The organism is Pseudonocardia sp. MH-G8, from assembly GCF_002262885.1.
Taxonomy (GTDB): Bacteria; Actinomycetota; Actinomycetes; order Mycobacteriales; family Pseudonocardiaceae; genus Pseudonocardia.
The window spans coordinates 88,953-102,466 of sequence record NZ_NKYF01000014.1; the positions used below are offsets into that span (position 1 = coordinate 88,953).

Below are 13,514 nucleotides of genomic sequence, written 5' to 3' on the forward strand. Positions count from 1 at the left end.
GAACAGGGCGCTCAGCGCGACGTCGCGTACAGGTCCCGGCGGAACACCTCGCGGATGGACCACACCGCCACGAAGGTGACCGCGGAGGCCGCCACGATGTAGAGCGAGACCGACCACGCGGCGCCCGTCGCGGCCAGCAGCGCCGTCATGAGGAACGGGGCGAGCCCACCGGCGAACACCGAGGCGAACTGGTAGCCGAGGGAGGCGCCGGAGTAGCGGACGTCGGCGGGGAACATCTCGGCGTACAGCGCGGCCTGCGGCCCGTACATCGTGGCGTGGATGGTGAACCCGATCAGCAGGGCGAGCAGCACCAGCGGCACCGAGCCGGTGTCGATGAGCCAGAACATCGGGAACGCGTAGACCGCCATCAGCACCGTGCCGACGAGGTAGAGCCTGCGGCGCCCGCACCGGTCGCTCAGCGCGCCGAACAGCGGGATGGTGACCACCTGCGTCGCTCCGGCGGCCATCACGCACAGCAGCATCTCGGTGCGGCTGAGCCCGACCTCGGTGGTGCCGTAGTCGAGCAGGCCGCTGATGAGGATGTAGAACACGGCGTTGACCACGAAGAACGCGCCTGCGGCCTGCAGGATCTCGCGCCAGTGCGTGCGGACGGCCTCGCGCAGCGGGGCCTTGCGCAGCCCGGCCGCCTGCTTCGAGGCCGCCGACTGCGCCTGCATCGCCCGGAACACCGGCGTGTCCTCGATCTTGAGCTGGACGTAGATGCCGATCACCACGAGCAGCAGGCCGGTGAGGAACGGCACCCGCCAGCCCCAGGCCACGAACTGCTGCTCCGACAGGTTCGCGGTGAGCAGCAGGAACAGCAGGTTGCCCGCCACGGCTCCGAAGATCGCGCCGGTCTGGACGAGGCTTCCGTAGAAGCCGCGCCGCTCCACCGGGGCGTGCTCGGTGAGCAGCAACGCCGCGCCGCCCCACTGCGCGCCGACGCCCAGCCCCTGCACCAGCCGCGCGACGACCAGCAGCACCGGCGCCCAGACGCCGATGGTCGCGTAGCCGGGCAGCAGGCCGATGGCGGACGTGGACACTCCCATCACCAGCATCGAGGCGACGAGCGGGGGCTTGCGCCCGAACCGGTCGCCGACGTGCCCGGCGATGATCCCGCCGAGCGGCCGGGCGATGAACCCGACGGCGAAGGTCGCGAACGAGGCCAGGGTGCCCGCCACCGGGCTGGCCGTGGGGAAGAACAGCGGACCGAGCACGAGTGCGGCCGCGGTGGCGTAGATGAGGAAGTCGAACCACTCGAGCGCAGTGGCGAACACGGCGGCCGCGGCGAGCCGTCCCATCCGCGTCGGCGGACGATGTGGAGCGGCGTTCTGCTGGATCATCGGCGATCCCCCGGGTCAGGTACGAACGATCGTTCCTACGCTAGCCGGGGCCGGTGCGTGTCACAAGGGAGGTCGGTCAGGCGGTGCCGGCGAGCGGCGCCTCGACCAGCGCCAGCGCGTAGCGGGCGTGCTGCTCGGCGACCTGCCCGCGGGAGAGCCTGCCGTCGGCCCGGTACCAGGTGGACACCGACGAGCACAGCGACACGATGCTGCGCGCGGCGTCGGCGGGGTAGGGCGTGCGGAACTCGCCGTCGTCCGCGCCCTGGGCGACGATCTCGGCGAACACCCCCTCCGTGCTGTCGCGCGCCGCGACCAGGCGTTCCCGGTCGGGCCCCGTCAGGTAGCGCACCTCGCTGATCGCCACGACCGCGGCGACCTGGTGGTCGACGACGAAGCCGACGTAGGCGCGCACGGCGTCGCGCAGCCGTGGCCCCGCGGCGTCGCCGGCGTCGGCCACCGCCTGCCGCACGCGCGCGTAGAGCTCCTCGTTGGCGCGGCGCAGCACCTCCGCGAGCAGGCCGGACTTCGAGGGGAAGTAGTTGTAGAGGTTGGACAGGCTGGTGCCGGCCCCGCGGGCCACGTCGCGCATCGACGCGCCGTTGAACCCCTTGTCCCCGAACGCGGCGAGCGCCGCGTTGAGGATCGCCGCCTCGTTGCGCCGCCCGGTGTCGACGATGAGCGCGGGCGGGGAACGATCGTTCATGCCGGCCAGGCTACCGGGGTTGACGCCGCGGGCGCAGCGGTGGTTGTGTCGATGACAAGAACGTTCGTTCGTCGATGTCGGAGGAGTCGCGGGTGACGGACCGGTACTTCGAGGACTTCGCCGTCGGTCAGCGCTTCACGAGCGGCGCGCGCACCGTCACCACCGCCGACCTGGCCGACTTCACGCGCCTCAGCGGTGACGACCACCCGATCCACACCGACCCGGGCTACCGGGGCGGCGGGCCGCCGGTGCTGCAAGGGCCGTTCGGGCCCGCCGTCGCGATGGGCCTGCTGCAGGGCCTCGGGCTCGCCGGCGACTCCGTGCTCGGCCTGCTGGACACCCACTGGCACTACCGCCGCCCGATCCACGTCGGCGACGTGCTGCGCCTGCAGATGACCGTGGTGCGCTGCCGGCGCACCCGCCGCGGTGACCGCGGCGTCGTCACCCGGTACATGCGCCTCGTCGACGACGAGGGCGCGGTGGTCCAGGAAGGCACCACCGCGGTGCTGCTCGCCGCGCGGGGCGCCGGGCCGGACCCGGTCGCGCGCGACTTCGGCACCCTCGCCTGGGGCGAGGCGCTCGCCGCGCGGCTGGGCCCGGTGTTCGCCGAGGCGCTCGCCGGGTGGGACGGCACGATCGGGCTGCGCGCCGGTGACCACGAGGTGCACCTGCGGATCTACCGCGGCGCGGTGATCGAGGTGTCCGGGCGCTCGGCGCTCGGGGCGACGTTCACGGTGGAGGCGGACGAACTCACCTGGACCGAGCTGGTCGAGTCCGGGACGAACGACTTCGTGCGCCGCGCGATGACGGGCGCGTTCGCCGTACGCGGCAACGGGTACGAGTACCTGCGGCTCACGCGCCCGCTGAGCCTGCTCGTCGACGCCGCGCGGGCGCTCGCCCGGGCGGGGGAGGAGACCGCCGCATGATCGAGGAGACGGTCGAGGCGGGGTACGTCGAGATCGGCGGCTGCAACGCCTTCGTCGAGCGGGCGGGCACCGGCACCCCCGTGCTGTGCCTGCACACCGCGGGGCAGAGTGGCGTGCAGTGGCGCCACGTCACCGGGCCGCTCGCGCGCCGCGGGTACCGCGTGGTCGTGCCGGACCTGCCCGGGCACGGGCGCTCCGAGCCCGCGCCCGGCGGCCCGGTCACCGACCTCGGGGACTACGCCGCCTGGTGCGTCACGCTGATCGAGCGGCTCGGCCTCGAGCGGCCCGTCGTGGTCGGCTGCTCGATCGGCGGCAAGATCGCGCTCGACGTGGCGGCGCGGCTCGGCGACCGGCTCGCCGGCGTCGTCGCGATGGCGGCCGACGCGTGGACGGGCGGGCGGCCGAGCGTCTCCGGGCTGCGCCGCGAGCTCGCCGACGTCGCCGCGCCCAGCCGCACCGACCGCACGCACCTGGGCACGCTCGCCGTCCTCGGGAGCTCGGTGCCGGCCGCGCGCGCCGACCTGATCGCCACCATGCACCGGCGGGAGGACCCCGCGGTGTCCACCTCCGACCTGATCGGCTGGACCACGCACGACCTGCGCGAGGCCCTGCCGCGCATCGACTGCCCGGCGTATCTCGTCGTCGGTGCGGACGACCTGTGGCTCGACCCGGACGCCGTGCGGTGGGCCGCGGACCGGATCCCGGGCGCCCGGGCCGGCGTTCTGGACGGCGTCGGGCACTACCCGATGGAGGAGATCCCCGACTTCGCGGCCGTGCTCGACGGTTGGCTGCGCGAGCTGGCGGTGCGATGAACGCGCCGCGCACCGTGCCCCCGCACCCCGTCGCCACCGGTCCGGCCCCGCGCGACCTGCCCGACCTCGTGCTCCGGCTCGCGCGGGTGGACCCCACCGCGGTCGTCGCGATCGACAAGGGGCCCGAGGGGGCGGACCTGCCGGTCACCCGTGGCGAGCTGGTCGTGCGCGTCGCGTCGCTGGCCGCGCAGTTGGCCGACGTCGGGGTCGGGCGCGGCGACTGCGTGGCGGTCTGGCTGCCGAACTGGAGCGACGCGCTCGTGTGGCAGTTCGCGGTGGCCGCGCGGAACGCGCACGTCATCGGCGTGAACACCCGCTACAACGTGGAGGAGGTCGCGCACGTGCTGCGGCGCGCCCGGCCCCGCATCGTGGCGCTCGCCCACGGCTTCCACGGGCTCGACCTGCACGACCGGCTGCGCGCGGCCGTGGCCCTCGCCGAGGTCGCGCCGCCGGTCGTCGTCCCGGTGCCGGGTCCGGGCGGGCCGACCGGCGATCCGGCGGCGGTCGACGTCGGTGGCGGGGCCTGGGCGGTGAAGCCGGGTGAGGCTGCCGAGCCGGACCCGTCCGACCCGGACGCGCTCGCGGTGGCGTTCACCACCTCGGGATCCACGGGGATGCCCAAGCTCGCCGCGCACCGCGGTGCCGGTGTGCTCGCGCACGCCGTCGCCGACGCCGCGGCCATCGGGATCACCGGGCCCGACGCCGTGCTCTGCGCGCTGCCCCTGTCCGGCGTGTTCGGCTACAACACCGCGATGGCCGCGCTCGCCGCCGGCGCGGTGTGCGTCCTGGAGCCGGTGTTCGACGCCGACGCGGTGCTCGACGACATGGCCGCGCACCGCGTCACGCACGTGGTGGGTGGCGACGATCTGCTGCTGCGGCTGCACGAGGGGTGGCGCGCCCGCACCCGTGACCTGTCGGCGTGGCGGTGGTGCGGTGTGGCCGACTTCCAGGGCCGCTCCCGGGAGCTGGCGGTCTGGGCGCGCGACGCCTTCGGCACCGCCACGACCGGTGTCTACGGCTCGTCCGAGGTGTTCGCGCTCACCTCCTTCTGGCCGGCCGACGAGCCCGAGCCCGGGCGCTGGGACGGCGGTGGCCGGGTCGTGCACCCCGGAATCGAGGTACGGGTGGCCGACCCCGTCACCGAGGAGGTGCTCGCCCCCGGCGCGGAGGGTGAGCTGCAGTTCCGCGGCCCGAACGTGGTCGACGCGTACCTGGGCGACCCGGACGCGGCGGGCCGGGCGTTCACCGGCGACGGCTGGTTCCGCAGCGGCGACCTCGGCGTGCTCGTCGACGACGGCGCGTTCACCTACGTCTGCCGGATGGGCGACGCGCTGCGGCTGCGCGGATTCCTCGTCGACCCGGCGGAGATCGAGTTCCGGCTCGCGGCGCACGCGGACGTCCACACCGCCAAGGTCGTGGGCATCGACGGCGCCGACGGCGCCACCCGGGCGATCGCCTTCGTCGTCGGGGAGCCGGACGCCGCACCCGATCCGGAGGAGCTGCGCGCCTGGTGCGGAGCGGCGCTAGCACGGTTCAAGGTGCCCGACGCGGTGCACGTGGTGGCGGAGATGCCGACGACGACGGGCACGAACGGGACCAAGATCCGCGCGGCGACGCTGCGGGAGTGGGCACGGAACGCCGCGGAAGGTGGTACGAGCGGCCCTTTCGTCCCATAGGTTGGTACCGACGTGCCGTTCGTCCATCGCCGGGAGGCCCCGTGTCCGTGCTGTCCGACCTGCTCTCCGCGCTCCGGGAGCGCACCGTCACGGTTGTCGACCTCACCGCGCCGCTGCACAGCGGCACACCCGTACTGGAGTTGCCGGCGCCGTTCGCCAACGCGTCGGCGTTCGGGCTCACCGAGATCAGCCGCTACGACGAGCGCGGCCCGGCCTGGTACTGGAACGACATCACGACCTCCGAGCACACGGGCACCCACTTCGACGCGCCCGTGCACTGGGTCAGCGGCAAGGACGGGGAGGACATCGCGCAGGTCCCGGCGCACAAGCTGCTCGCGCCCGCCGCGGTGATCGACGTGTCGCAGCGCTGCGCCGAGGACGCGAACTTCCTGCTCGAGGTCGACGACGTCCGCGCGTGGGAGGCCGAGCACGGCCCGCTGCCCGAGGGCGGGTGGCTGCTCTACCGCACCGGCTGGGACGCCCGCAGCACCGACGCGGAGGCCTTCGCCAACGCGGGCGCGACCCCGGGCATCTCGGTCGAGTGCGCCAAGTGGCTCGCCGAGGAGTCGCCGGTGCTGGGGATCGGCGTGGAGACCGTCGGCACCGACGCGGGGGCCGCCCCCGGCTTCGACCCGCCGTTCCCCTGCCACAGCTTCCTGCTCGGCGCCGGCAAGTACGGCCTCACCCAGCTGCAGAACCTCGCGCAGCTGCCGCCGACCGGCGCCGTGGTCGTCGCAGGACCCCTGCCGATCGTCGGCGGGTCCGGGAGCCCGGCGCGGGTCCTGGCGCTGGTGGAGAGGTGAGCGGAGGCACGGTCGCCGAGCTCGTCGGGCGCACGCTCGCCGACCTCGGCGTGGGGCACGCGTTCGGGGTGGTCGGCAGTGGCAACTTCCACGTCACGAACGCGCTGCGCGCGGCGGGCGTGCCCTACGTGGCGGCGCGGCACGAGGGCGGCGCCGCGACGATGGCCGACGCCTACGCCCGCACGAGCGGGCGCGTCGGCGTGGTCACCCTGCACCAGGGCTGCGGCCTGACCAACGCGCTGACCGGGATCACCGAGGCCGCGAAGAGCCGCAGCCCGCTGCTCGTGCTCGCCGCCGACACCGGTGCGGGGGCCGTGCGCTCGAACTTTCACATCGACCAGGACGCGCTGGCGCGTGCGGTGGGCGCGGTCCCCGAGCGGGTGCACACCCCGGCCACCGCGCAGGCCGACGTCGTGCGCGCGTACCGCACCGCCGTGGAGCAGCGCCGGACCGTGGTGCTCAACCTGCCCCTGGACGTGCAGGAATCCCCCGCGGAGGCCGGGCCGGTGCCCGCGCTGCCGGCGCTCGCGCCGGTACGGCCCGGTACGGCGGCCGTGGACGCGCTCGCCACCCGGATCGCCGCGGCGCAGCGCCCGGTGTTCGTGGCCGGTCGCGGCGCCCGCGGCGCGCGGGAGGAGCTGCGCGCGCTCGCCGCGGCGTCCGGGGCGCTGCTCGCCACCTCGGCCGTCGCGGCGGGGCTGTTCGAGGGCGACGAGTGGTCGCTCGGGATCTCCGGCGGCTTCGCCTCGCCGCTGGCCGCCGAGCTGATCTCCGGCGCCGACCTCGTCGTCGGCTGGGGCTGCGCGCTGAACATGTGGACGATGCGCCACGGCGCGCTCATCGGTCCGGACGCCGCGGTCGTGCAGGTCGACCTGGACGCCGACGCGATCGGCGCGCACCGCCCCGTCGACCTGGGCGTGCTGGGCGACGTCGCGGCGACCGCGGTGGACGTGCGCGCCGCGCTGGGGGGACAGCGCACCGGCTACCGCACGCCGGAGGTGGCCGCCGCGATCGCCGAGCGCGCCCGTTGGCGTACCGAGTCCTACGAGGACCTGACCGGGCCGGACGGCATCGACCCGCGCACGCTCTCGGCCGCGCTGGACGACCTGCTGCCCGCCGAGCGCACCGTGGCCGTCGACTCCGGCAACTTCATGGGCTACCCGAGCGCCTACCTGCGCGTTCCCGACGAGCAGGGCTACTGCCTCACGCAGGGCTTCCAGTCGATCGGGCTCGGGCTGGCCACGGCGATCGGGGCCGCCTGCGCCCGCCCGGACCGGCTCGCCGTCGCCGCGCTCGGTGACGGCGGCGCCCTGATGGCCGCCGCCGAGCTGGAGACGGTGGTGCGGCTCGGGCTGGCGATGGTCGTGGTCGTCTACGACGACCGCGCCTACGGCGCCGAGGTGCACCACTTCGAGGGCGGGGACCACGCCACCGTGGTCTTCCCGGACACCGACATCGCCGCCATCGGCCGCGGCTACGGCTTCGAGGCCGTCACCGTGAACGCGCCCGCCGACCTCGAGGGGGTGTCGCGCTGGCTGGCCGGCCCGCGCACGAACCCGCTGCTGGTGCACGCCCGCGTCGCCTCCGACGGCGGCGCATGGTGGCTGGCGGAGGCGTTCCGCGGCCACTGAGGACCGCGACCGATGCTCGCGATCATGCGGTGGCGGCCGCTGCGGCGATCTCCGCGGTGTCCCAGTAGAACGGCCACACCTCGGTGATCCGGCCGTCCACGACCCGGACGGACTGCAGGATCGGGAACTCCAGCTCCCTCCCGGACCCACGGACGGTGGCGCGCACCTGCGTGCGCACCACGACCACGTCGCCCGCGGGGTGGAACTCCTGCTCCAACATCGTGAACGACTCCCACGCCGCGCTCATCGCGACGAAGAACCGCTCCATCCCGTCGTGGCCGCGCCAGGTACCGCCGAAGGGCAGTCCCGCGGCCTGGTGCAGCACCACGTCAGGGGCGAAGAACGGGGCGAGCGGGGCGAAACTCGCGCTCCCCGGCCCGCCGGCGTCGAGGTACTGCTGTTCGGCGGCGTACATGCCCTTGAGCACGGTCAGGGCATCAGTCGTGGTCGTCACCCGGTCATCGTGCGTGTCGGCGACGGTCGGGTGCTGGCGGTGATCGGACGCGCAGTCGACCACGTCCGCCGGTGCGGCGGGCTGCGCCCTACGAGCGGCGCCGGGCCCGGAGGGCGAGGACGATACCCACGACCACGAGCGCGATCGCGGCGCCGGCGATCGCCCAGACGGCCGGGGCGACCGACGTGGTGGTCGCGGCCGCGTCCGGGGCGGCCACGGCGTCGGGCGCCGCTGCGCCGTCCGGCTCCGCAGCGGGGGCCCGCCCGCCGCCGAAGGTCGCCGTCCCGTCGGCGTAGCGCGGACCGGGCTCGGGGGAGCCGGTCACGGACAGGTCGATCTGGATCGGCACCGGGGCCGCACCGCGGCCGCCGACCGTCGCACCGAGGTGGACGGCGATCGTGTACCAGCCGGGAAGGCTCTGGGGCCGGACCGCGACGACGTCGGCATCGCGGTTGCCGTACCGCACCGGGACGGTGGCGAGGGCCGGGTCGTTGGAGGGCAGCACCTGGCTGGTGCCGGTGTAGGACGTGAAGCCCGACTCGATCTCCTCGCGGGTGGGTGTGTAGAGGTGGGTCTCGACCGCCGAGATGTTGTCCACCCCGCGGCCCGGGGTCTCACCGAAGCGGACGCGGTAGGCCAGTCCCTGCCCCCAGTCCAGCCGGACGCGGTAGAAGACGAACTCGGCGCGCTGCAGCGTGTCGGTGTAGCTGCCGGAGCCCTCCAGCGTGCCGGCCACGTTGAACGAGCCGCCGCCGGTGACCGCGCGGGGCGGCGACGTCGACTCGGTGAGCTCGGCCTCGGGCAGCACCGCGACGGGCCCGCCGTCGACGACGCCGGGTTCGACACCCACCAGCAGCTCGACGGGCAGGCGCTCCGGGACCCCGGCCGACACCCGCGTCCACTCCAGGGCGAAGGTGTAGCGGCCCGCGCCCTTGCACCGGTCGCCGGACGCGCTGCCCGTGTCCTCCTCGGTGGCGCCGTCCCACGTGGTGGACACGGTGAGCGCGGCGCCGTCGCTCGAGTTGTTGGTCTGCGCGCTCTCGAACTCGTTGCAGTCGTCGTCCGCCTCCCCGTAGGTGCGCAACTGCAGGCCGTTGAAGTCGTCGAGCACGTTGATGCCCGACAGGCGCGGGAAGGAGACGGTGGCGCTGAAGTACGCCGTGGCGCCCTGCGGCACGTCCACCGCGTAGTAGCGCTTCTCCTTCTGGCCGATCGTGTCCAGGTGCTGGCCGGGAGCCGCCATCGGCGCGGTGGCCGGGGTCGCGGTGCCGGTGATCGGCGTGCCGGCCGGTTCGTAGTTGCGCAGCGCCGCCGATGTGACCCGGGGCAGCACCCGGTGCAGCGCGTCGGCGTCGGGCGCGTCGGTGTAGGTGCCCCCGGTCTCCTGCGCGATGCAGGACAGCTGCTCACGGGCCGGGGCGTCGACGCCGAACCCGACGGCGTGGACGACGAGGTCCACGCCCTGCCCGGCGAGGGTGCGCACGACCTCGCACGGCTCCGGCGGCGCGCAGGTGTCCTCACCGTCGGAGACGAGGACGACCGAGCGGGGCCCCTCCTGCGGCAGCTGCTCCGCCGCCACCTGCAGCGAACGGCCGATCGGCGTGTACCCGCGCGGCGTGAGAGCGTCCACCGCCGCGCGCATGCCCGCCTTGTCGATCGGGTCCGGCTGCTGCAGCACCTCGACGTCCTGGCAGCCCCGGTCGCGTTCGGCGTCCGAGTTGCCGGTCTGCGTGCCGTACGCGGCGAGGCCGACCGGCGCACCGTCCGGCGCGGCGTCCACGAGCGCGTTCACCGCGCGTTTCGCAGCGTCGATCTTGGTGCCGCCCGCCGGGTCCGCGCCGGTCATCGAGCCGGAGGCGTCGAGGACGAGCATGGTCGGCGCCAGCTCGAGGCGGTCGGGTCCTTCCTGCCCGTGCGCGGTGGGAGCGGCCGGCAGTACGCACAGGACGGCGAACAGCGCGACGAGGGCGGCGATGCTCGACGTCGACCTTGCAGCGATCACGGGGGGACACTCTTCCACCCGCGGTGACCACTCCCTCCGTCGACCATCACCCGATGGAGCTACCGCTGGGTATCGGTTGCCCATTGTCGTGATCACAGCAATGGGCAACCGATACCGACGATCTTGCAGGTCAGCTCCGGCGGTAGCGCAGCGTGGCGATCCGGAACGGGCGCAGGTCCAGTCGCGTGCCGTCGGCCGACAGGCTCGCCGCTTCTGCCAGCGGGCGCTCCAGCAGGTCGGTCTCGACCACCCCCGTGTGCTCGAAGCCCGCTGTCACCCGCGCGGACGCACGGCCGCCGTGCGCCTCGTAGAGCCGCACGACCACATCGCCGCTGCCGTCCTCGGCGAGCTTGACGGCCTCGACGACGACGGCGGGGGAGTCCACCGACACCAGCGGGGCGATCTCCGCCGTGCCGGGCACGGTGCGCAGCGGCAGGTTCACCCGGTAGCCCTCCGCCACCGCGTCCGCGATCGTGGCGCCCGCCCGCAGCGACACGCGCAGCCGGTGCTCGCCCTGGTCGGCCTCGGGGTCCGGGAACACCGGCGCGCGCAGCAGCGACAGCCGCACGACGGTGGTGGTCCCGCCGTCCGCGCGGGTGGAGCGGCCGACATCGTGGCCGTAGGTGGCGTCGTTGGCCACGGCCACCCCGTAGCCGGGCTCGCCCACGTGCACCCAGCGGTGCGCCACGGTCTCGAACCGTGCCGCGTCCCACGAGGTGTTGGTGTGGATCGGGCGGTGCAGGTGCCCGAACTGGATCTCCGAGCTGGCCCGCTCGGCGTGCACGTCGAGCGGGAAGGCGAGCTTGAGCAGCTTCTGCCGCTCGTGCCAGTCGACGTGGGTGTCGATGTCGATCGACGCGGAACCGGCGTCGAGCGACACGACCTGCGTGATCGTCGACGCGCCGAGCTTGCGCACGATCCGCACGGCGGCGTGCTGCGGCCCGCGCTCGACGACCGCCAGCTCCGCGACCTCGGTGAGGTCGCGGCCGTGGCGGCGGTAGTGCTCGTCGATGTCCCAGGCGTCCCACTTCGTGGGGGTGTCGCGGTGCAGCTGCAGCAGGTTGGCCGCCGCGCCGGGCGGCACGATCTCGCGGTCGGCGCCGAGGTCGCGCACCGACGTGAGCAGGCCGCGATCGTCGACGACGGCGCGGACCTGCGCGTTCTCCAGCACCGTGGCGCCCGCGGCCTCGGAGACGCGGACCTCGTCGGCCGGGGCGGCACTCGCCCCACCGCCGAGCGCGGGAACGCCGTGCCGCGCGTACGGGCCCGCGTTCACCGCGACCTCGCCTGCGCCGTCACCGGCCAGCGCCGCGAGCGAGCGCGCGATGACGCCCTCCAGCTCCTCGGCGACGCGTCCGTAGTTGCGCTCGGCCTCCTGGTGCACCCAGGCGATCGAGGTGCCGGGCAGGATGTCGTGGAACTGCTGCAGAAGCACGGTGTGCCAGCAGCGCTGGAGCACGTCGGCCGGGTAGGCGAGCCCGGCCCGGACGGCGGCGGTGGCGGCCCACAGCTCGGCCTCGCGCAGCAGGTGCTCGCTGCGCCGGTTGCCGCGCTTGGTGCGCGCCTGCGAGGTGTAGGTGCCGCGGTGGAACTCCAGGTACAGCTCGCCCGACCAGATCGGCGGGCGCGGGTACTCGGTCTCGGCGGTGGAGAAGAACTCTGCGGGCGTGGTGACCCGCACCGACGGCGAGCCCTCGAGCGACCTCGTCCGCGCCGCCGCGGCCAGCATCTCCCGGGTCGGCCCGCCGCCGCCGTCGCCCCAGCCGAACGGCACGAGCGAGGTGTTGGCGCGTCCCTTCTCCGCGTACTGGCGCTGCGCGCGGTGCAGCTCGTGCTGCGAGAGCTCCGAGTTGTAGGTGTCGACGGGCGGGAAGTGGGTGAAGATCTGGGTGCCGTCGATGCCCTCCCAGCGGAACGTGTGGTGGGGCATCACGTTCGTCTCGTTCCACGAGATCTTCTGCGTGAGGAACCAGCGGGAACCGGCTGCCTTGATCAGCTGCGGCAGGGCGGCCGAGTAGCCGAACGAGTCGGGGAGCCACACCTCCTCCGGCTCGACCCCCAGCTGCTCGATGAAGAACCGCTTGCCGGCCACGAACTGGCGGGCGAGCGCCTCGCCGCCGGGCATGTTGGTGTCCGACTCCACCCACATACCGCCGACCGGCACGAACCGGCCCTCGGCCACGCGCTGCTTGACGCGCTCGAACAGCTCCGGCTGGTGTTCCTGCAGCCACGCGTACTGCTGGGCCGAGGACGCGGCGAAGACGAACTCGTCGTCGACGTCCATCAGGTCCAGCACGTTGGCGAAGGTGCGGGCCACCTTGCGGACGGTCTCGCGCACCGGCCACAGCCAGGCCGAGTCGATGTGGGCGTGCCCGACCGCGTGCAGGCGGTGCGCGCTGGGCCAGGCGGGGGAGGCCAGCACGACGGCCAGCTCGGCCCGGCCGGCGGCCGCGGTACCGGTCACGTCCTCGGGGTCGACGGCGTCGACGGCCCGTTCCAGCGCGCGCAGCACCTCGGCGCGCCGCGGCAGGTCCGCGGGCAGTTCGGCGACGAGGCCGGAGAGGGTCCAGAAGTCCTGGTTCAGCTCCCAGACCACCGTGTCGAGCAGCGCGATGTCGGCGCTCTCGAACCGGTAGATCGGGTCCTCCCCCGCGGTGGCGAGGTCGCCCATCGGGGTGGGCGCGTAGGTCCAGTTCTTGGCGACGCCCGGGTTGGACGCGGCCTCGACGTACAGGTCGACGGCCGAGCCCGCCCCACCGGCCAGCGGCACGTGGGAGTTCAGCGGCTCGACGGCCGCCACCACGTGCCCGTCGGGGGTGTAGGCGAGCCCCTCGGACTGGAAGCCGGGCTGCGCGCCGGCGAACCCGAGGTCGAGGACGAGTTCGGGGCGGGTGCCGGGGGCGGTCCAGCCGGCCGGCACGGTGCCGGTGACGCGGAACCACACCGTGCCCCATGGCCGTCCCCACGGCGAGCCGACGGCGAACGGCGTGAACTCCTGCCGCACCGCCTCGGCGAACGGCACCGGTTCGCCGGGCGCCGTCCAGGCCGTGACCTCGACCGGGACGCGCTCCCGGTACAGGGCGGGGTGGAGCCGTTCGCGGACGAACCGCGCGACCCGTTGGAGGACCAGGTTCGAGTCGTCATGCACGTTTTAATCCAATCGG

The 13,514-nt window shown here is 74.3% G+C and carries 10 protein-coding genes; 5 read left to right on the forward strand and 5 right to left on the reverse strand.

Annotation, left to right across the window (positions count from 1 at the left end):
- Positions 1–11 precede the first annotated feature (11 nt).
- Positions 12–1,343 carry an MFS transporter gene (locus CFP66_RS27420; RefSeq protein ID WP_094928063.1) on the reverse strand — a complete coding sequence of 444 codons (1,332 nt, stop codon included), beginning with the start codon at positions 1,341–1,343 and terminating at the stop codon, positions 12–14.
- Between the two features lie 76 nt (positions 1,344–1,419).
- On the reverse strand, positions 1,420–2,046 hold the full coding sequence (locus CFP66_RS27425; RefSeq protein WP_094928064.1) for a TetR/AcrR family transcriptional regulator: 627 nt from the start codon (positions 2,044–2,046) through the stop codon (positions 1,420–1,422).
- A gap of 92 nt (positions 2,047–2,138) precedes the next feature.
- Between CFP66_RS27425 and CFP66_RS27430 the strand changes: the two genes are divergently transcribed.
- From CFP66_RS27430 to CFP66_RS27450, 5 genes are read left to right on the forward strand one after another with little or no spacing between them, the layout of a single operon-like run.
- Entirely contained in the window at positions 2,139–2,972 is an 834-nt protein-coding gene (locus CFP66_RS27430; RefSeq protein WP_158228234.1) for a MaoC/PaaZ C-terminal domain-containing protein, read from the forward strand.
- A complete protein-coding gene (locus CFP66_RS27435; protein ID WP_094928066.1) occupies positions 2,969–3,784 on the forward strand; it encodes an alpha/beta fold hydrolase in 816 nt (271 codons plus the stop codon). Before CFP66_RS27430 ends, CFP66_RS27435 begins: the two co-directional genes overlap by 4 nt.
- A complete protein-coding gene (locus tag CFP66_RS27440; RefSeq protein WP_094928067.1) occupies positions 3,781–5,460 on the forward strand; it encodes an AMP-binding protein in 1,680 nt (559 codons plus the stop codon). Before CFP66_RS27435 ends, CFP66_RS27440 begins: the two co-directional genes overlap by 4 nt.
- 41 nt (positions 5,461–5,501) lie before the next feature.
- Complete coding sequence (locus CFP66_RS27445) at positions 5,502–6,263, forward strand: cyclase family protein (protein ID WP_094928068.1); 762 nt, start codon at positions 5,502–5,504, stop codon at positions 6,261–6,263.
- A complete protein-coding gene (locus CFP66_RS27450) occupies positions 6,260–7,894 on the forward strand; it encodes a thiamine pyrophosphate-binding protein (protein WP_094928069.1) in 1,635 nt (544 codons plus the stop codon). The genes CFP66_RS27445 and CFP66_RS27450 overlap by 4 nt, the downstream gene beginning before the upstream one ends.
- A 22-nt stretch (positions 7,895–7,916) precedes the next feature.
- Here CFP66_RS27450 and CFP66_RS27455 read toward each other — a convergent pair whose 3' ends face one another.
- The 3 genes from CFP66_RS27455 to CFP66_RS27465 form a co-directional block, all read right to left on the reverse strand.
- Positions 7,917–8,348 carry a nuclear transport factor 2 family protein gene (locus CFP66_RS27455; protein ID WP_369805177.1) on the reverse strand — a complete coding sequence of 144 codons (432 nt, stop codon included), beginning with the start codon at positions 8,346–8,348 and terminating at the stop codon, positions 7,917–7,919.
- 88 nt (positions 8,349–8,436) lie between these two features.
- A complete protein-coding gene (locus tag CFP66_RS27460) occupies positions 8,437–10,350 on the reverse strand; it encodes a VWA domain-containing protein (protein ID WP_158228235.1) in 1,914 nt (637 codons plus the stop codon).
- Between the two features lie 130 nt (positions 10,351–10,480).
- Positions 10,481–13,498 carry a glycoside hydrolase family 38 C-terminal domain-containing protein gene (locus CFP66_RS27465; RefSeq protein WP_094928070.1) on the reverse strand — a complete coding sequence of 1,006 codons (3,018 nt, stop codon included), beginning with the start codon at positions 13,496–13,498 and terminating at the stop codon, positions 10,481–10,483.
- Between the last annotated feature and the right edge of the window lie 16 nt (positions 13,499–13,514).